17 protein-coding genes and 1 pseudogene are annotated in these 18,408 nt (G+C 66.5%); 5 read left to right on the top strand and 13 right to left on the bottom strand.

Annotated features, from left to right (window positions below):
• Positions 1-10: 10 nt before the first annotated feature.
• The 3 genes and pseudogenes from D7D52_RS21835 to D7D52_RS21825 form a co-directional block, all read right to left on the bottom strand.
• Positions 11-1,081, bottom strand: a complete 1,071-nt coding sequence (locus D7D52_RS21835) for an ABC transporter ATP-binding protein (RefSeq protein ID WP_120739161.1) — start codon at positions 1,079-1,081, stop codon at positions 11-13.
• 91 nt (positions 1,082-1,172) lie between these two features.
• A pseudogene (locus D7D52_RS21830) lies at positions 1,173-1,478 on the bottom strand (tyrosine-type recombinase/integrase); the annotation flags it as partial.
• A 231-nt stretch (positions 1,479-1,709) separates the two neighbouring features.
• The gene (locus D7D52_RS21825; RefSeq protein ID WP_246023214.1) at positions 1,710-2,216 is read right to left on the bottom strand and encodes a hypothetical protein; all 507 of its coding nucleotides are present in this window, start codon (positions 2,214-2,216) and stop codon (positions 1,710-1,712) included.
• Between the two features lie 159 nt (positions 2,217-2,375).
• Here D7D52_RS21825 and D7D52_RS21820 point away from each other — a divergent pair, with 159 nt between their 5' ends.
• Positions 2,376-3,110 carry an XRE family transcriptional regulator gene (locus D7D52_RS21820; RefSeq protein WP_187703021.1) on the top strand — a complete coding sequence of 245 codons (735 nt, stop codon included), beginning with the start codon at positions 2,376-2,378 and terminating at the stop codon, positions 3,108-3,110.
• Positions 3,111-3,120: 10 nt separating this feature from the next.
• Positions 3,121-3,588, top strand: a complete 468-nt coding sequence (locus D7D52_RS21815; RefSeq protein ID WP_120739157.1) for an NUDIX hydrolase — start codon at positions 3,121-3,123, stop codon at positions 3,586-3,588.
• Here the strand turns inward: D7D52_RS21815 and D7D52_RS21810 are convergent.
• From D7D52_RS21810 to D7D52_RS21790, 5 genes are all read right to left on the bottom strand, one after another.
• Positions 3,576-4,139, bottom strand: a complete 564-nt coding sequence (locus tag D7D52_RS21810) for an HD domain-containing protein (RefSeq protein WP_222932653.1) — start codon at positions 4,137-4,139, stop codon at positions 3,576-3,578. The genes D7D52_RS21815 and D7D52_RS21810 overlap by 13 nt on opposite strands.
• A 328-nt stretch (positions 4,140-4,467) precedes the next feature.
• A complete protein-coding gene (locus tag D7D52_RS21805) occupies positions 4,468-5,187 on the bottom strand; it encodes a TetR/AcrR family transcriptional regulator (RefSeq protein ID WP_120739155.1) in 720 nt (239 codons plus the stop codon).
• A gap of 12 nt (positions 5,188-5,199) precedes the next feature.
• Positions 5,200-5,991 (bottom strand): polysaccharide deacetylase family protein, encoded by a 792-nt coding sequence (locus D7D52_RS21800; RefSeq protein ID WP_120739153.1) that lies wholly within the window; start codon positions 5,989-5,991, stop codon positions 5,200-5,202.
• A 25-nt stretch (positions 5,992-6,016) separates the two neighbouring features.
• Positions 6,017-6,826 (bottom strand): polysaccharide deacetylase family protein, encoded by an 810-nt coding sequence (locus tag D7D52_RS21795; protein ID WP_120739151.1) that lies wholly within the window; start codon positions 6,824-6,826, stop codon positions 6,017-6,019.
• Between the two features lie 145 nt (positions 6,827-6,971).
• A complete protein-coding gene (locus tag D7D52_RS21790) occupies positions 6,972-7,676 on the bottom strand; it encodes an SDR family oxidoreductase (protein ID WP_120739149.1) in 705 nt (234 codons plus the stop codon).
• A 172-nt stretch (positions 7,677-7,848) separates the two neighbouring features.
• On the opposite strand from D7D52_RS21790, the gene ggh reads away from it, so the two are divergent.
• Entirely contained in the window at positions 7,849-9,189 is a 1,341-nt protein-coding gene (gene ggh, locus D7D52_RS21785) for a glucosylglycerate hydrolase (RefSeq protein WP_120739147.1), read from the top strand.
• A 101-nt stretch (positions 9,190-9,290) separates the two neighbouring features.
• Complete coding sequence (locus tag D7D52_RS21780) at positions 9,291-10,031, top strand: glycoside hydrolase family 25 protein (protein WP_120739145.1); 741 nt, start codon at positions 9,291-9,293, stop codon at positions 10,029-10,031.
• Here the strand turns inward: D7D52_RS21780 and D7D52_RS21775 are convergent.
• The 4 genes from D7D52_RS21775 to D7D52_RS21760 form a co-directional block, all read right to left on the bottom strand.
• Positions 10,028-10,753, bottom strand: coding sequence for an amino acid ABC transporter ATP-binding protein (locus D7D52_RS21775; RefSeq protein WP_120739142.1), 726 nt, complete (start codon positions 10,751-10,753; stop codon positions 10,028-10,030). The two genes, D7D52_RS21780 and D7D52_RS21775, sit on opposite strands and share 4 nt — an antisense overlap.
• Positions 10,750-12,582 carry an ABC transporter substrate-binding protein/permease gene (locus D7D52_RS21770; protein ID WP_120739140.1) on the bottom strand — a complete coding sequence of 611 codons (1,833 nt, stop codon included), beginning with the start codon at positions 12,580-12,582 and terminating at the stop codon, positions 10,750-10,752. The genes D7D52_RS21775 and D7D52_RS21770 overlap by 4 nt, the downstream gene beginning before the upstream one ends.
• A gap of 83 nt (positions 12,583-12,665) precedes the next feature.
• Positions 12,666-13,058, bottom strand: coding sequence for a type II toxin-antitoxin system VapC family toxin (locus tag D7D52_RS21765; RefSeq protein WP_120739138.1), 393 nt, complete (start codon positions 13,056-13,058; stop codon positions 12,666-12,668).
• Entirely contained in the window at positions 13,055-13,288 is a 234-nt protein-coding gene (locus D7D52_RS21760) for a hypothetical protein (RefSeq protein WP_120739136.1), read from the bottom strand. The genes D7D52_RS21765 and D7D52_RS21760 overlap by 4 nt, the downstream gene beginning before the upstream one ends.
• 279 nt (positions 13,289-13,567) lie before the next feature.
• Here D7D52_RS21760 and D7D52_RS21755 point away from each other — a divergent pair, with 279 nt between their 5' ends.
• Positions 13,568-14,566: an AurF N-oxygenase family protein gene (locus D7D52_RS21755; RefSeq protein ID WP_120739134.1), complete on the top strand. Its 999-nt coding sequence runs from the start codon at positions 13,568-13,570 to the stop codon at positions 14,564-14,566.
• Positions 14,567-15,478: 912 nt separating this feature from the next.
• Here D7D52_RS21755 and leuS read toward each other — a convergent pair.
• Positions 15,479-18,352 (bottom strand): leucine--tRNA ligase, encoded by a 2,874-nt coding sequence (gene leuS / locus D7D52_RS21750; protein ID WP_120739132.1) that lies wholly within the window; start codon positions 18,350-18,352, stop codon positions 15,479-15,481.
• Between the last annotated feature and the right edge of the window lie 56 nt (positions 18,353-18,408).

Here is an 18,408-nt window from a genome sequence, read left to right as displayed (position 1 = left end):
CGATCGAAGATCAGTTCAGGCGACGCCCGTCCTCCGGGTGGAAGAAGTACGTGTGGTCCGAATCCGCGACCAGCGCCAGGCGAGTGCCCTTGGCGGGCGGGTTGCGCCAATCCGCGCGCGCCACAATGGTTTCCCCGTCGCCGAGGGTGCGGCCGTAGATGTAGGCGTCGGAGCCGAGCTCCTCGACCACATCCACCTCCATGGCGATGCCCGCCCCGTCGCCGACCGGCTCCAGGTGCTCGGGCCGGATGCCGACCACGACGCGTTCACCGGTGGCCGCGGCCACCGAACGCGGCAGCGGCAGCGGGCAGCCGCCCAGCGTCACCGAACCGCTGGTCACCGGCAGGGTGAACAGATTCATGGCCGGCGACCCCATGAAGCCCGCGACGAACAGGTTGGCCGGATTGCGGTACAGATCGCGCGGCGAGGCGCACTGCTGCAGCAGCCCGTCCTTGAGCACCGCCACCCGATCGCCCATGGTCATGGCCTCGACCTGATCGTGCGTGACATAGACGGTGGTGGTCCCGAGCCGCCGCTGCAACTGCGCGATCTGGGTGCGAGTCTGCACCCGCAGCTTGGCGTCCAGGTTCGACAGCGGCTCGTCCATCAGGAACACCTGCGGCTGCCGAACGATGGCGCGCCCCATGGCAACCCGCTGCCGCTGCCCACCGGACAACGCCTTCGGCTTGCGATCGAGATAGGGCTCCAGATCCAGCAGCTTCGCGGCCTCCAGCACCCGCTGCTGCCGCTCCTCCTTGGACACCTTCGCCATCTTCAGCGCGAACCCCATGTTCTCGGCCACGCTCATATGCGGATACAGCGCATAGTTCTGGAACACCATCGCGATATCGCGTTCCTTGGGCTCGGCATGCGTGACATCGCGATCCCCGATCAGAATCCGCCCGTCACTCACCTCCTCCAACCCCGCGAGCATCCGCAACGAGGTGGATTTTCCACACCCCGAAGGCCCCACCAGAACCAGAAACTCCCCATCCTCGATCTCGAGATTCAGAGCATCCACAGCCGGCTTGCTCCCCCCGGGATACAACCGAGTGGCCTTGTCGAAAGTCACCGTAGCCACGGCTCAACACTTCCCTTCACCGGCAGGAACGTGCCGGACGATCCGTTGTAGAGGGGGTCTTGCTTGGTTACTGGCAGGTCAGCGCCACATTTCAGGCCGCCTTGTCGATCTTGTCAGGTTCGGTGACAAGATTTTGACAAGGAGTGACCGCTTCGTACCGCTTGTGCATCGCGTTCGCGACCCGATCGAGGTCGTCGTCGAACAGGTCCGCATAGGTGTTCAGCGTCTCCGACTTGTCCTTGTGGCCCAGCATCCTGGACAGTGCCATCACATTAGCCCCAGCCGAGATCGCCAGCGACGCGCCCGTGTGCCGCAGATCGTGCGGGGTGATCTCCTGGACCTTGGCTCGCTTCACTGCCCCGATGAACCATCCGTCGTAGGAATGCGGCCGAGTCATCAGCTCGTCAGGTCATCGGGATGCGGGAACACCAACGAATCCGGATGCTTCCACCACACAGAGAACTCCAGCCCTCTCCTGCGGCTGGTGAACCCAAGCTGTGAGGACTCGGCACGGTTGCATTCGGGGGCCGAGTCCTCTCGCGAAATGCGTTGTGAAGCAACGCCTATGTTGTCCTGAAGTCGTAGTAGATCACCCGCTTTCAGGGCTTCCCGAGGCCTTCGGAGTGGTTTAGGTACCGTCAGCTGGAACGGGCGGCAGGTCCCGCAGCGGGGGCATGGAGCGCCGGGCGTAGGTCTCTTCGGGGTGAACCGTGATCACGTCGAGTTGCTTCACCAGCGAGCCCGGTATCTGTCCGCCCTCGAAGTGGTCCGGACTGGGCACAATGACCGCCTCGGCGTCCAATCGGGTGGCTTGGGCCTTCAGGCGCGCCAGCGGGGGCCGTCCCGATTTGGGATCGAATACGACCATGCCGCAGAAGTCGTAGCCGAATCGCTCTGCGAGCCTTCGCACTTGGGTTTCGTCCCACAGTTGGGAGATGCCGGACACATCGCATCGCAGGTACCCGAGCGCCGCAGGCTTGTACCGCATGACTGCCCCTTTATCGTCTTGCCCGATCAGTGCGCCGTACCCGGGAAATTCCAGGTAGAACCCCGCGTAGTCGTCCACCTCGCCCTCGGTGGCCTGGAGTTCGAACACACCGCCGGGGAACTGGTAGATCCGAGTGCGCCGATTCATCTCGATCCCTGTTCCGTCGCTGGTCAGAGCCATCGTGGCGGCAAATTGGGGGATCTTGTAACCGCGTTTGGAACCGGTCCCTAGACGTCCTGGGACGTTTTCGGCGTCCCGTAGCGATTTCCTTGCCCACCGATCGGTGCGTCGGTTTCCATGGAGACTGTGAACATCCGGCTGCAAAGCGTGCTGCTCCAACGGGGTATCCGTCCCGAGGTGCTGGCCGAGGTGTGTGAAGTGGACCCGAAAACAGTCAGCCGTTGGCTTGGCGGCAGGGTGCCGCATCCGAAGCATCGCAGGAGCGTTGCCCAACACCTCCGCATTGGGGAGGAGTTCCTGTGGCCGCCGGCTCCGGAGGCAACACCGGTTCCCAAGAATGCTGAGTTGGTTGCCACCTACCCGAACCGCGCTGAGGTTCCTCGGGACGTATGGTTGTCGCTGCTGCGCAGTGCAACCGAACAGATCGATGTACTGGTCTTCTCCGGAACATTCTTCGTGCAGTCGAACCCGATGGTCGTAAAGATGCTGGCCGCGCAGGCAGCCCAGGGCGTTCGTGTCCGACTGTGCTTCGGGAACCCCAGCGGCGAGGCAGTTGTCGCTCGTGGCCATGAGGAAGGTATCGGCGACACCCTGTCTGCGAAAGTCCGTGCCTCGCTGACGTATTACCAGCCGCTGCTGTCCGAGGAACGCTGCGAAGTTCGGCTGCACGACACGACGCTGTACAGCTCACTGTTCCGGTACGACGAAAACATGCTGGTAAACCCGCATATTTGGGGGCAGCCCGCGAGTGCGAACCCGGTCTTCCAACTCAAACGCGTCAATGACGCCGCGTGGTTCGACAGCTACGCCCAAAGCTTCGAAACCATCTGGGCCGCCGCCCAGCCATGGCTACCCCGATGAAAGGTTGATCATGGGCAGGATCGAGTACTACTACGACCCGAAGGCCCCGAAGGCGAATTCCCTTGTGGTGGCGTGCAATCTACTTGTCACCGACGACTCCGGGGCGATCCTCCTTCAGCGTCGCCGCGACACCGGCCAATGGGCGTTACCAGGTGGGGCAATGGACTTGGGGGAGACTGCTGCGGAGTGCGCGATCCGGGAGTGCCAGGAGGAGACCGGGATAACGGCCGTGATCACCGGATTCCTTGGCGTGTACAGCAACCCGAATCACATCGTCGCCTACACCGACGGCGAGATTCGTCAGCAGTACGAGAACTGCTACATCGGCCGACCGGTCAGCGGAACACCGACCATCAACGAGGAAGCCGACGGGGTGGCCTTCGTCCGGACTGAAGACCTGGACCAGTACGACATACACCCAAGCATGCGTCAGCAGATCGGCGACTTTCTGTCAGGCAACTACCCCTACCTGGGGTGAGCGGCCATTGCTTCCTCGGTGCGGAAAACTGCCTCCAGGATGTTCGTTGCAGCGCGCTGCATGAACCGCCCGACCGTGGTGTCACGGCCGTAGCGGGTGAGGATTTCGTGGATCCGATCCGCTGCGGTGGTCGGCCCGCCGTCAGGTGTTGTCGTCATGTCGCAGTAGGTCAGGGCGTCGACCAACACTTGGTCGTCGAGAATCGGGAATTCTGCGGCAAGCTGTGCCTGTAGCCCGCGTTCGTCAGCTTCGAGCAAAGCGAAGGTGTGGTTGGCAACCAGTCGAGTTACCCGCTGATCCGCCTGGTGCTCGTCGCGCAGAAATCGCGCACCATCCAACGGATGAAAACCGGTAACCACCAGCCTGGGTGCGTAACCGACATCGTGCAGGATCGCCGCTGCCACAAGTAGTTCCGAATTGCAATCCAGTCCCGCCGCAGCCGCGATCGCTGCTCGTCCAACGCCCTGGGAGTGCGCCCATCGTCGGGGAAGTGGCAACTCCAGTTCGCTGCGAGCCAGACGCCACGCCCAAGATGCCTCGTGATCGACCACCACGCGACGGTACCGCCTCGAATTGCCACGGGGGACGAACCCGTCGAAGCCCTTCGGGCGCGAACCCTCAGGCACAGTCGCCTATCTCGCACGCAACAGGAGGAGGGGGCATGTGTTCACGCGGGATCCAGTTCGGAGCTGGCCCGCCGACGGTGAGCCAGTGACCATATCCCCCGTTCGGTCCCCGGGGGCGGCCCAGGGCGGGCGCCCCGAAGACAACCAGCAGGAAGACTCCGAGTGCCAAGAGGAACCGAACCCGCCAGATCCGGGTATGCCACCAACGCCGCGCAACGACTGATCGCCCCGGGCCTCCGGCCCGTGGCGAGAATCAGCTCTCGAGCCGCACCGGCGGATCGGCCATCAGCTCCGCGATGGGCCGATCCGGATTCACGACGAAACCGCGCGCCCGGGCCATCGCGTCGAACAGCGCCCAGATCGAATCCGCGAGCAGGCGGGTCAGTTCGGTCTCGTCCAGATCGGCCGGCCGCGTCTCCAGCCACCGCGTCACCCCGCCGTCCACCAGCGACACGATGGCGAAGGCGGCCGGGTCGATGCCCGGATGCTGTTGTCCCACAACGCTCGCCGCCAGCGTGAACAGCTGGGCGACCCGCTCGGCGACGGCCGCCTTGGTGCCGCCCACGACCGCCTTGCCCGCCGGATCACCGCTGCCGGGGCCGCGCTCGATCCAGCCGTGCAGCCGGGCGTGCACCGACACCCAGCCGACATAGGTCGCGACAATACGAAAGATGGTGCCGCGCAGGCTTTCCGCCGGATCGAAGTCCGGCATGACCAGATCCACCACCTGCTCGACCGCGAACTCGCGGGTCTTGGCGTCCAGGTCACCGCGATCGTCGAAGTGGCGGTAGACCACCGAGCGCTTGACCCCGGCCCGGTCCGCGATCACCTGCAACGGGATGTCCGCACCCGGCTGGGATTCCTCGATCAGCTCCACATAGGCGGCGATGATGGCGCGGCGGCGCTCGGTATTGTGCTCGCCCCAGCGACCGCCCGTCGCCTCCGCCCTGTCCACCACAATGCGGACAAGCATCCCATCCGGTTCCTACCGGGGCGGGATCAGCACGTCGTTGAGGGTGACGAGTTGGAGGTTGCGTTCTCGGATGATGTCGGTGAACTGGTCGTAGAGGTGGGTGACGGTGGGGCGGTTGGCGTGGCCGATGACGATGGACTGGGCGCGGAACCATTGGCGGGCGGCGTCGAGCAGCATGCCCTCGTTGATCACCTTGTTGGTGTCGTTGAGGGTGCCGTACCACATGGTCGGGACGGTGTAGCCGCAGTCGGCGGCCACCGCGTCGACGCTGCCGTTGTGATAGCCGAAGGGCGGACGGTAGTAGGGGGTGCCGTCGGTGCCGTACTGGTTCCAGAGGAAGTCCTTGCACCGGTTGAGCTGATCGGCGATCGCGCCGCCGGGCAGCCGGGTCAGGTCCGGGTGGTCCCAGGTGTGGTTGCCCAGCTGGATCTGGCCGGAATCGACCAAGGGCCGCAACGCGTCCCGGTGCTCGAGCCAGCCCGGGTAGTAGGCGGTCACGAAGAAGGTGAGCCGCGCGCCGGTGTTGCGCGCGAAATCGATGAAACCGCCGATGGTTTCGGAGCTCGCGCCGTCGTCGATGGTGAGCGCCATGTGGTTGCCGTCGCCGGGCAGTGCGCTGATGGTGCCCGGACCGATCGGCGTCTTAGGCCCGAAATCCGGTGTCACCTGCGGCAATCCCGGAATCTGCGGCACGATTCCGGAGGATCCGGAGTCGAAGGGGAAGTCGGCGCTCGCCTCGCGGGCGCCCAGCAGGGTGGCCGCCGTGCCCGCCGCCAGCATTGTCAGCAGTCGTCGTCTGTCCATGTCGAACCTCATTCCCCACCCGGCGCTACGCGGGTGACACCAGCACGTCGTTCAGCGTCACCAGCGACAGTTTGCGTTCCCGGATGATGTCGAGCAGCCGGCCGTAGCAGTGGGTGACGGCCGGGTGATTGGCGTGCCCGATGACGATGGCCTGCGCGTTGAAATACTTTCGCGCGCACTCGATCAGATAGTCCTCGGTGATGACGCCGGAGTCGGACAGCGAGCCGTACCACAGGGTGGGGACGGTGTAACCGAGCTCGGCTGCCACCTTGTCGACGCTAGCATTGTGGTAGCCGAACGGGGGACGGAAATACGGCGTCCCGTCGACCCCGAAGTTGTTGCGCAGGAACGTCTTTGTCCTGGTGAGCTGCGTGGACACCTCGGTTGCGGACAGTTTGGTTAGATCCGGATGATCCCAGGTGTGATTGCCCAGCTGGATCTGGCCCGATTCCACCAGCGGTCGCAGCGCGGCCTTGTGGGTGGTCCACGCGTCGTAATAGGCGGTGACGAAGAAGGTGAACCGCGCGCCGGAATCCTTGGCGAATTGGATGTACGCGCCGACCACCTCGGCGCTGGCACCGTCGTCGACGGTGAGCGCCAGATTGCTGCCGGCGCCGGGCAGCGCCGTGAGATTGCCCGCGGGGATCGCCGCCTTGGGCGCGTTCGCCGCCGCGGGAGGCACGGTCGGTGTGGCCGGAACCGCCGACGGCGCAGGCGTTCCCGTCGGCCCGCTGAGGCGCGGGGTGACCCTATGGGGAGCCGGATCGGCGGAACAGCCGGTCAGAGCGGTGGCAGTGCCCGCGGCGAGCAATGCGAGCAACTGTCGTCGATCCATACCTGTCGTTCACTCCGAAATATCCCGAGATATACAGCCTTTTCCCCCCGCGCGCAGGGACCGTTCGTTTATATCCACGGGTAGTGAACAAGACACTGAATCTGTGCGAAATGATTCGAATTCAGGGGAGAAATTAAGGCTGCTCTCAGCGGGCGATCGGCCGCAGCACGATTTCGGTAGGATGCGCGTCCCGCGGCGTCTGGACCGCGTTGCGCACCGCGCGCGCAACCGTTTCGGCGGTGAGGAATTCGCGCGGCTCGTAGTCACGGCCCTCGCCCGCGACGATGTCGCGCTGCATATCGGTGTCGATGCGGCCCGGGTGCACGGAGGTGACCCGTAGCGCCGGCTCCTCGAGCCGCAATGCGTCCGCGAAGGCGCGGAGCCCGAACTTGCTCGCCGCGTAGACTCCCCACCCCGCGTTGGCCCGCAGTCCCGCACCCGAATTGATCAGCACCACATGCCCATTGGCCGCGCGCAGCGCCGGCAGCAGCAGCCGGGTCAGCTCGGCGACCGCGACCAGGTTGGCTTCCAACGTATTCCGCCACTGCGCGACGCTGGAATCGGCTATCGTTCCCAGGTCGGCGATTCCGGCATTGTGCACCAGAACATCCAGCCGTTCGATGCCCTCGACCGCGCGCGCCACCGCGGCGTAGTCGGTGAGCTCGACCGGCCACCCGGTCGCGCCGGGCAGCTCACCCAGGATCGATGCCAAGGCCTGCGGCGTGCGCGCGCCCAGCGACAGCCGATGCGTGGGGGCCAGTTCCCGGGCGACGGCGGCGCCGAGCCCGCGGCTGGCCCCGGTGATCAGAGCGGTCGGCTGATCGGTGCTGGTATTCGCGGAATTGGCCATGCGATCACCGTAACCGGGTGCGGTCGGACCGCGATGCGTCGGTCGGCACACCCACGCTCGACCGATTCGTGAGAAGGCGATCGAAGTGCAATCTGGCGACCAGGGGCCGTCCACCGCGACCTCCAGCTCGGCCCATCGCGCATACCTGCGGGTCCCGGCGCAGAATAGGGCGATGACGCACCCGGGATTCACGCCCACCCAGCTCGCGGCCCGTGCCGCCTATCTGCTGCGCGGCAACGACCTGGGCACCATGACCAGCGCCGCGCCGAGACTGTATCCGCACATGTGGAGCTGGGACGCCGCCTTCGTGGCGGTCGGGCTGGCCCCGCTGAGCGTGGAGCGGGCCGCCCTCGAACTGGACACCCTGTTATCGGCGCAGTGGCGCAACGGCATGATCCCGCACATCGTGTTCGCCAATGGCGTGGACGGCTACTTCCCCGGACCGTCGCGCTGGGAATGCCGTCGCCTGGCCGCCGACGCGCCGGACGGTCCGGACACCTCCGGCATCACCCAGCCGCCCGTGCATGCCATTGCGGTACAGCGGATTCTGGATCATTCGCGCCGCCACGGCCGCAGCACCCGCGCGGTGGCCGAGGACTTCCTCAACCGGCGCTGGCCCGATCTCATGCGCTGGCATCGCTGGCTGGCGTATGCCCGAGATCCCAAGCAGCACGGCCGCATCACGCTGTACCACGGCTGGGAATCGGGCATGGACAACTCGCCGCGCTGGGATCGCGCCTACGAGAACGTGATTCCCGGTCCGGACCTGCCGCCCTACCAGCGCGCCGACACCCAGGTCGTCGGCGACCCCACGCAGCGGCCCTCGGATCGCGAGTACGACCGGTACCTGTGGCTGCTCGAGCAGATGCGCCGCGCCGGCTACGACGACTACCAGCTCGCCTCGACCATGAGCTTCGCCGTCGAGGACGTGTTCGTGACCGCCATCTTCGCGCTGTCCTGCGATGTGCTGGCCAATATCGGCGAGGACTACAAGCAGCCGCACGCGGATGTGCGCGAACTCTACGAGTGGGCCGACTACTTCCGCGCCGGGGTGGTCGCCACCACCGACGCGCGTTCGGGCGTGGCCCGCGACTTCGACGTTCGCGCCGACCGGTGGATCGAGACCGAGACGCTGGCCTGTTTCGCGCCGCTGCTCTCGGGCGGGCTGCCGCGGGACGCCGAGCGCCGGCTGCTGCGGCTGTTCGAGGGGCCGCGCTGGTGCGGGCATCCGGATCTGCGGTACGCGCTGCCGCCCTCGACGTCCCCGGTGTCCAAGGACTTTCGGCCGCGCGAGTATTGGCGCGGGCCGGTGTGGCCGGTGATCAGCTGGCTGTTCTCGTGGGTGTTCGCGCGCCGCGGCTGGGCCGAACGTTCGTTCATGCTGCGCGCCGAGGGGCTGCGGCAGGCCAGCGACGGCAGTTTCGCCGAGTACTACGAACCGTTCACCGGGTCGCCGCTGGGCAGCATGCAGCAGTCCTGGACCGCCGCGTCGGTGCTGGACTGGCTGGGTTGAGCCTGGATCGACGTCGCCGAGTGGCGACTAGCTAACGTTTGGCGAATGTCACCGCCGCGCTTTCGCGGTGGTGGCGGTCGTTCGGCCTAGCCTTTTCTGGCATGACCGGACGAAGCATGATGACAATGCTCACTGTCGCCGCAACCGGCATCTTGCTGGCTATTCCGACCGGGGTGGTCGCCGCCGATATCCAGGGCCCGGACGTGGCCTCGCATCAGCATCCGGGCGGCAGCGGCATCGACTGGTTCGGGGTGCGCGCGGCCGGATATCAGTTCTCGATGCTCAAGGCCACCGAGGGGCTCAGCTACCTGAATCCCTACTTCGTGACCGACAGCCTGGCCATGCGGGTGGCCGGAGTCGCCCGCGGCACTTACCATTACGCGCGCCCGGCCGATTCGCCGGAGCTGCAGGCCGCGTTCTATTCGGCCGTGGTACTGGGCCAGAACGGAATGCTGGATCTGCCCCCGGTGCTGGATCTCGAGGACTCCGGCGGCCTGCCGCCGGACGCCCTGATCGACTGGACCCACCGGTACCTGAACACGGTGCAGGCTCTGACCGGCCGCCGCCCCATCGTCTACACCTATCCCCGCTTCTGGCAGACGGCCATGGCCGACACCGACCAGTTCACCTCGTATCCGCTGTGGATCGCCGACTACCGCGGCAACGACCAGCCCGAAGTCCCCGGCGGCTGGCCCGCCTGGACCTTCTGGCAGACCACCGATTCCGGCGCCATCGACGGCATCCCCGCCGGAGTCGACCTCAACGTCTACAGCGGCGCCCAAGGCGATTTCGCCACGTTCGCGAATATGCCCTTCAGCGGCAGCGGCCGCGGCAGCAGTTAAAGCACCTGGGACAGGAACTGCCGCAGGCGCGGGGTTTCCGCGTTCTCGAAAAGCTGTTCCGGCTTTCCGGTTTCGACGACCTGTCCGTGGTCCATGAACACCACCTGGTCGGATACCGAACGGGCGAAGCTCATTTCGTGCGTCACCACGATCATCGACATACCGCCCCGGGCGAGTTCGGCCATGAGCGCGAGCACGCCCTTGACCAGTTCGGGATCCAGCGCCGAGGTGGCCTCGTCGAAGAACATGATGTCCGGCTTCATGGCCAGCGCCCGCGCGATCGCCACGCGCTGCTGCTGGCCGCCGGACAGATTCGCCGGGCGCGCCTCGGCTTTCCCGGCCAGCCCGACCGCCTCGAGCTGCTGCACCGCCAGCGTGCGCGCCTGCTCCTTGGACAGGCCGTGCAGTTTGCGCGGGCCGAGCGCCACATTGTCGGCGGCGCTCATGTGCGGGAACAGGTTGAAATGCTGGAACACCATGCCGATCCGCTGCCGCAACCGGTCCGGGTTCTCGCCCAGCACCGACTTGCCGTCCACCAGGATGTCGCCGGCATCGGGTTCGTGCAGCCGGTTGAGCACCCGCAACAGTGTCGACTTGCCGGAACCGGACGGGCCGATCACCGTGGTGGTCTTGCCGGCGTCGACGTGCACGTCGACGCCGCGCAGAATCTCGTTGCGGCCCAGCGTCAATCGCAGGCCGGTGCCGGTCAGGGAGGCACTCATGCTCCACGCCCTTCGGTGATGGCGGCCGCGTCGACCGGTTCGGCGGGATTCGCGGCCTGCGGCCGGCCCTCGCGCATGCGCTTGTCGATGTAGTTGACCAGGTGGGTCAGCGGCACCGTCAGCAGCAGATACACCAGACCGGCCGCCACCAGCGGGGACAGATTCCCGGTCTGCGAGTTGAGATCCCGGCCCACCGCGAACAGTTCGCGCTGGGTGGCCAGCAGGCCCAGGAAGTAGATCAGCGACGAATCCTTGATCAGCGCGATGAACTGGTTCATCAGCGCGGGCAGCACCCGGCGCACACCCTGCGGGATCACCACCAGGGTCATGGCCTGCCGGTAGCCGAAACCGATGGCGCGCGCCGCCTCCAGCTGCCCGGCCTCCACCGACTGGATGCCGGAGCGGAAGATCTCACCGATATAGGCCGACGCCAGCAGCGCCAGCGCCACCGCGCCCAGCCAGTACGGATTGTTGCCGGTGACGTTGCGGACCACCGGGCCGATGCCCAGGCCGATGATCAGGATGATCACCACGGCGGGCAGGCCGCGGAAGATATCGGTGTACACCCGTGCGGGCCAGCGCAACCAGCGCGTCCGGGAGATGCCCGCGACCGCCAGCAGCATGCCCAGCACCGTGCCCAGCGCACCCGAAACCAGCGCCAGGATCAGCGTATTGGGCAGGCCGGTCTTGAAAAGGTCGGGAAATGCCTTGCGGTACAGCGACCAGTCGAAGAACGTGTCCTTCAGCTGCCGCAGCGTGGATTTCGCTGCGACACCGCTGTTGTCGGGCCGGTCGGCGGCGTGCTCGGCGGCGATCTGGGCGAAGTCCGGCCAGTCCGGAGCGGCGACGGCCTTCGAGCCCGGCTTCCAGCCCGGCGGCGGCTGCCGCGGCACCCAGTCCTGGTACAGCTTCAGGTAGGTGCCGTCCTTGATCACCGCGTCCAGTCCGGCATTGAGCGCATCGGCGAGCGGCTGATTGCCCTTGCGCACCGCCCACGCGGTGAAGTTGTTGACGCTGAAGGTGTTCTGCACGATCGAGGTCGGATCACCCGGCTTGATCGCGCCGATGGCCTGCTGCGAGGGCGCCACCCAGGCGTCGATCTGCCCGGTCTTCAGATTGGCGTAGGCGGTGTTGTAGTCCGGGAATTTCACCGGATCCAGGTGCAGTTCGTTGACCACGTACTCGTCCTGCACGGTGCCCTGCACGACGCCGATCCGATTGCCCCGGCCCAGATCCGAGAAACCTTTGACCGCACTGCCGTTCGGCACCACCAGCGAGAAGTAGCCGAAGTCGTAGCCGTTGGTGAAGTCGACCAGCTGCCGGCGCGCGTCGGTGGTGGTGATGCTGGAGGAGCCCAGATCGAACCGATTGTTGGCGACCTGCGCCAGCAGCCCCGCGAACTCGGTGCCCGTGAACTCCACCCGCAGACCGAGTTTCGCGCCGATGGCCTTCAACAGCTCGTTGTCGAACCCGGTGAACACGCCCTTGGAATCCACGCAGATGCTCGGCGGCGCATCCGACAGCGTCCCCACACTCAGCTTGCCGGGCGTCAACAGCCCCAACTTGCTCACATCGATCTTGTCCACCGGCTGCGTCGTCGCCGTGGTGAACCGATCGGCCCCCGCGCTCTGCTGCCCGGACGCCAGATTGCTGGGCGCCGCACTGGCCGCCGCCAACCCCGGCGGCGAACACAGATCATTGTCCTTCGCGCCCGCGCCCCCCGCACCGAAGCTGACGGTGCCGACCAGCCCCACCAGCAAAACCCCCGCTAGTGCCAGGATGCGAGTCGGCCGACGGCGTCGTGGCGCGCCCAAGCGCAAGGGAACCATGACAAATCACCCTAGTGGGACCCCCACGTGAATCCAGAGTTACCCTCACCCCGATTCGCGCCCGCGCCAGGCCGCCGTGTTCGTCACTCGGGCGCCTCGACCGTGAGACCGGCCGGCCGCGCGGCATCGGCCAGGCGTTTGTCGTAGGTGACGAACGCCGTCAGGTCTCCGCCCAGAGTGAGTGCCGTCGCCAGATGCACAGCATCCAACGAGCGGACCGTGACCGGCAGGACCGCCCGCGCCAGGCTGCGCACCCGCGCGCTCATCTCTATCGTGTCGACCAGCGCGAGCACGCCGGCCAGGCGGGGGACGGCCTCGGGAGAATGGCGGGCGACCGCCCGGAAGGCCTCCACCTCTATCAGCGTCGAACTGACCCACGGTGTGCCCCGGCGTTCGATCAGCCACGCGCGCAACGTATCCGACTCGGCTTCGCGGTGAGCGAGCTTCACGACCGCCGCTGAATCCAGATAGATCACAGGTCGCCACTCCGTTCACGAGCGATCTCTTCGGCGAGGTTCACCCCGTCCGGCTCCCCGAGCGGCATGGCCAGCACGGCCAATTGCATGTCCGCCAACCGCTCCCGGCGTTCGGCCGCTGCCAGCACGGCCGCCCGGATCGCGGCCGACCGGCTGACCCCATCACTGGTCAGGACCTCCAGCGCGCGCTCGGTCTCGGCATCGGTGCGGATGGTGATCGTGTCGGCCATATCCCAAGCGTAAGACAATCAGTCTTACACGACAACCATGACCGTTCCGGTCCGCTTCGAACCATTCCCCCCTCGGCTACGCTCTGGGCCGACCCTCTACAACGGATCGTCCGGCACTTTCGCCGAACGGATACCAAGACCTGCGCCTATTCCGCAAACCCCGTGGTAGATCCTGCTTCTACCCACTCGCATTCATGGCCAAAAACCGCCATCGACCGGCATTCCTTGTCGGAGCTCTCAGAAGGAGAGTGTTCGCCAAGCCCAAGTGTCCGCGACATTATGTCGCGATCACCGGACAAGGAGCCTGCGGTGAACGCACACCTGGAACTAGACGACTACACCGACTCACTGGCCACCCTCTCGGACGGATCGGTCAACCGGCGCTTCGATCCCTACCTCGACATCGACTGGGATCACCCCGACTTCGTGGTCCGCGCCGACGACGAGCGCTGGATCCTGCCGCCCACCGACCCCTTCGGCGCGCATCCCTGGTACCAGGCGCTGACGCCGGCCCGGCAGATCCAGATCGGCATGTGGCGGCAGGCCAATGTCGCCAAGGTCGGCCTGCAATTCGAGAACCTGCTCATTCGCGGCCTCATGCAGTACGTGTTCTCGGTGCCCAACGGCTCACCCGAATTCCGTTACTGCACACACGAAGCCATCGAGGAGTGCAACCACACCATGATGTTCCAGGAGGTGGTCAACCGCGTCGGCATGGATGTCGCGGGCATGCGCTCCTGGGTCCGCGTGGGCGGCCCCCTGGTGCCCTTCCTGGCCTCGCTGTTCCCCGAATGGTTCTTCGTCATGGTGCTGGCGGGCGAGGAGCCCATCGACCACGCCCAGAAGACCGTGCTGCGCGGCGGCGACCGCACCCATCCCATGCTCGAGCGCGTCATGACCATCCACGTCGCCGAGGAAGCCCGCCACATCAGCTTCGCCCACCAGTACCTCGAACACCATGTGCCGCAACTGGGTCCGATCCGCAAGTTCGTGCTCTCCCTGGTCTTCGCCCCCACCATGCGCATCATCTGCGACCTGATCGCCGTCCCCACCCGCAAATTCCGCACCGACTGCCACGTCCCCCGCTCGGTCGTACGTGACATCTTCTGGCGCAACCCCGACGCCCGAAAAATGTTGCGCGGCTTCTTCGCCGACGTCCGCATGTTCGCCGACGACCTCGGCCTGATGAACCCCCTCGCCCGCGTGCTGTGGAAGATCTGCCGCATCGACGGCCCCGCCTCCCGCTACCGCAGCGAACCCGCCCGGAAGCAGGGTTGACGTGTGGGCTCTGGCGGGTCATGCGGGCTGTTGTCATCCCGGCATGTTCTTGGCCGGGATCCACACGTCGGGTACTGCGCTGCGTGCGTTGGATTCCGGCCAAAAGCACGCCGGAATGACGGGTGATGACTGGCAATGACGGGTGATGACTTGCAGTGATGGGTGGATGACGGGTGAATGATGAGGGTGGACTTGCCGGCGTCAGATGTAGGTGTGGTGGGTATGGTTCGGTCTTCGTGCCTCGGGGTGGGGCGGCGGTGGCACTTCGGAACGACAAGCGGTGCTGATCGGGGAGCGGTGCGTTGCTGGGCGGGTACGACGTGGGTGCAGCACTGTCGGCACCGTCCTTGCTCACTACGTGCTCCGAGGAACCGAAGAGCTGGCTGCTGAAGACGGCAACGGCGAGGGAACAGCGCGAACGCCATGACCGATCCGGGCATTCGCTCGCCCGCGTGAAACTTGAAGGCTGGCACGTCGCGAGACGGTGACGAGTACGCGGTCCGGGGGCCCTACGACCTTCATCACCAAATCGGTCGAGTCGATCCGATCGATGTCACCGATCCCGGAAAGGAGTGGCGCGGCTGGTGTTTCACTCACCGCTAGTCGCGGCCAACCTTCCCGGCTTCCGGCCCGGGCGGTACTCGACAAGCGCGGACGACGCGGACCCGAGAGGTCGCTCCCCGGCGAGGACGGGTTCCGTCGGTCCGCGAGTCGCCTCGTCATTTTCGCGAGTCGTCCCCCTCGTCATTCCGGCATGCTTTTGGCCGGAATCCAACGCCTTCAAAACGGGGATGACGGGGCGGCGACGAGGTCTGGGAATCGTGTGGGTGCTTTGGGTGCGGGGTTCGGTACGGACAGAGACGATTTCGGCCCTGTGCACAGATCGTGCACAGGGCCGAAATCGGTGGGGGGTCAGGCGACGATGTTCACCAGGCGGCCGGGGACGACGATGATCTTGCGGGGTGGGTTGCCGCCGAGGAGGTCGGCGATCTTGTCGTCGGACAGGGCGGCGGCCTCGACCGCGGACTGGTCGGCGTCGGCGGGGACGCTGATGCGGCTGCGGACCTTGCCGTTGACCTGGATGGGGTATTCGACCGAATCCGCCACCAGGAGTGCGGGATCCGCGGTGGGGAAGGGGCCGTGGGCCAGGGCGGTGGTGTGGCCCAGGCGTTCCCACAGTTCCTCGGCGACGTGGGGGGACATGGGGGCCAGCATCAGGACCAGGGGTTCGACCAGGACGCGCGGGGCGCCGTCGCCGTAGTTCTTGGTCAGGTAGTTGGTCAGCTCGATCAGCTTGGCGCCGGCGGTGTTGTCGCGCAGGTTGGCGTAGTCGTCGTCGACGCCGGCGATCGTCTTGTGCAGCAGGCGCAGTGCCTCGGGCGACGGTTCGGCGTCGGTGACCTTCAGCGCGCCGGTCTCCTCGTCCACCACCAGTCGCCACACGCGCTGCAGGAAGCGGTGCGCGCCGACGACGTCCTTGGTGGCCCACGGGCGCGAGGTGTCCAGCGGGCCCATCGACATCTCGTAGAAGCGGAAGGTGTCCGCGCCGTAGAGATCGCACATCTCGTCGGGGGAGATGGCGTTCTTCAGCGATTTGCCGATCTTGCCGTACTCCTGGAAGACCTCCTCCTCGACACCGGAGGCGTTGGTCCAGAAGAACTTTCCGTCCCGCTCCACGATCTCGGCGGCGGGCACGTACGCCCCGCGCGCGTCGGTGTAGGCGAAGGCCTGGATGTAGCCCTGGTTGAACAGGCGGCGGTACGGCTCGGATCCGGAGACCTCACCCAGATCGAACAGCACCTTCTGCCAGAAGCGCGCGTACAGCAGGTGCAGCACCGCGTGCTCCACGCCGCCGACGTACAGATCCACGCCGCCCGGATCCTTCGGACCGTGCTCGGCCGTGCGCGGGCCCAGCCAGTACTGCTCGTTCTCGGGCGCGCAGAAGACCTTGTCGTTGGTCGGGTCCGCGTAGCGCAGCTGATACCAGGAGCTGCCCGCCCAGTTGGGCATGACATTGGTGTCGCGGCGGTAGGTGCGCGGGCCGTCGCCCAGATCCAGTTCGACGTTCACCCAGTCGGTGGCCTTGGCCAGCGGCGGCGACGGTTCGGAGTCGGCGTCGTCCGGGTCGAAGGTGACCGGCGCGAAGTCGTCGATCTCCGGCAGCCGCACCGGCAGCATGGATTCCGGCAGCGCGTGCGGCGCGCCGTCCTCGTCGTAGACGATGGGGAACGGCTCACCCCAGTAGCGCTGGCGGGCGAACAGCCAGTCGCGCAGCTTGTACTGGACGGTGCCGTGGCCGTGGCCGTCGGCCTCCAGCTGGGCGATCACCCGGGCCTTGGCGGCCTCGACGTCCAGGCCGTCCAGGTAGCCGGAGTTCACCAGCGGACCCTCGCCGGTGTACACCGCCTGCGAGACGTCGCCGCCCGCAACGACTTCCACGATCGGCAGACCGAAGGCGGAGGCGAAATCCCAGTCCCGGGCGTCGTGGCCGGGGACGGCCATGATCGCGCCGGTGCCGTAGCCGCTCAGCACGTAGTCGGCGATGAAGATCGGCACCCGCGCGCCGTTGACCGGGTTGGTGGCGTAGGAGCCCAGGAAGACGCCGGTCTTCTCCTTGTTCTCCTGCCGCTCCAGATCCGATTTGGCCGCGATCGACTTGCGGTACGCCGCAACGGCTTCCGCGGGCGTGCCGGCGCCGCCGAAGGTCCAGCGCGCGTCGGTGCCCGACGGCCAGGAGGCGCCGGTCAGCTTGTCGACCAGCTCGTGCTCGGGGGCCAGCACCACATAGGTCGCGCCGAACAGGGTGTCGGGGCGGGTGGTGAACACCTCGATCAGATCCGAGCCCGCCTGGAACCGGACCCGCGCGCCGCGCGAACGCCCGATCCAGTTGCGCTGCATGGACTTCACGTTCTCGGGCCAGTCCAGCTCGTCCAGGTCGTCGACCAGGCGATCGGAGTAGGCGGTGATGCGCATCATCCACTGCCACAGGCGCTTACGGAACACCGGGAAGTTGCCGCGCTCGGACCGGCCGTCCGCGGTGACCTCCTCGTTGGACAGCACCGTGCCCAGACCCGGGCACCAGTTGACCATCGAATCCGTCTGGTAGACCAGGCGATACGAATCGATCAGGGCATTGCGTTCGGCCGGGGTGCGCTCCGACCACGACCGGCCCTCGGCGGGCGTGCGCTTGCCGACCTCGAATTCGGTGATCAGCTCGTCGATCGGGCGGGCCTTGCCCAGCGCCTCGTCGTACCAGGCGTTGTAAATGCGCAGGAAGATCCACTGCGTCCAGCGGTAGTACTCGGGATCGGTGGTCGCGAAGGAGCGCCGCCGGTCGTGGCCCAGGCCCAGCCGGTCCAGCTGCCGCTGCATGGTCGCGATATTGGACATGGTGGTGTCGCGCGGATGCGCGCCGGTCTGCACCGCGTACTGCTCGGCGGGCAGGCCGAAGGCGTCATACCCCAGCGCGTGCAGCACATTCCGGCCGCGCATGCGGTGGTAGCGGGCGAAGACGTCGGTGGCGATGTAGCCCAGCGGATGCCCGACGTGCAGGCCCGCGCCCGACGGGTACGGGAACATGTCCTGAATGAACAGCTTGTCGGCCGGAATGTCGCCCTGCAGCGGGCCGACCGGGTTGGGCGCGTAGAAGGTGCCGCGCTCCTGCCAGTTGCCCTGCCACTTGCGTTCGATGCGGCCGGCGAGATCGGCGTTGTAGCGGTGTGCGGGAACGTCGCCGCCCCCACCCGCGGTCGCGGTGGGTGTCTCGGATGTACGGGAGTCCTGCACGGTCCTGCCTTCTTAGTCCAGCCAATCCCCGATAAGGTCGCCCACCAGCGTAAAAC

It is taken from the genome of Nocardia yunnanensis (assembly GCF_003626895.1).
In the GTDB taxonomy this organism is placed as follows: Bacteria; Actinomycetota; Actinomycetes; order Mycobacteriales; family Mycobacteriaceae; genus Nocardia; species Nocardia yunnanensis.
This window is presented reverse-complemented; position numbering and strand designations above follow the sequence as displayed.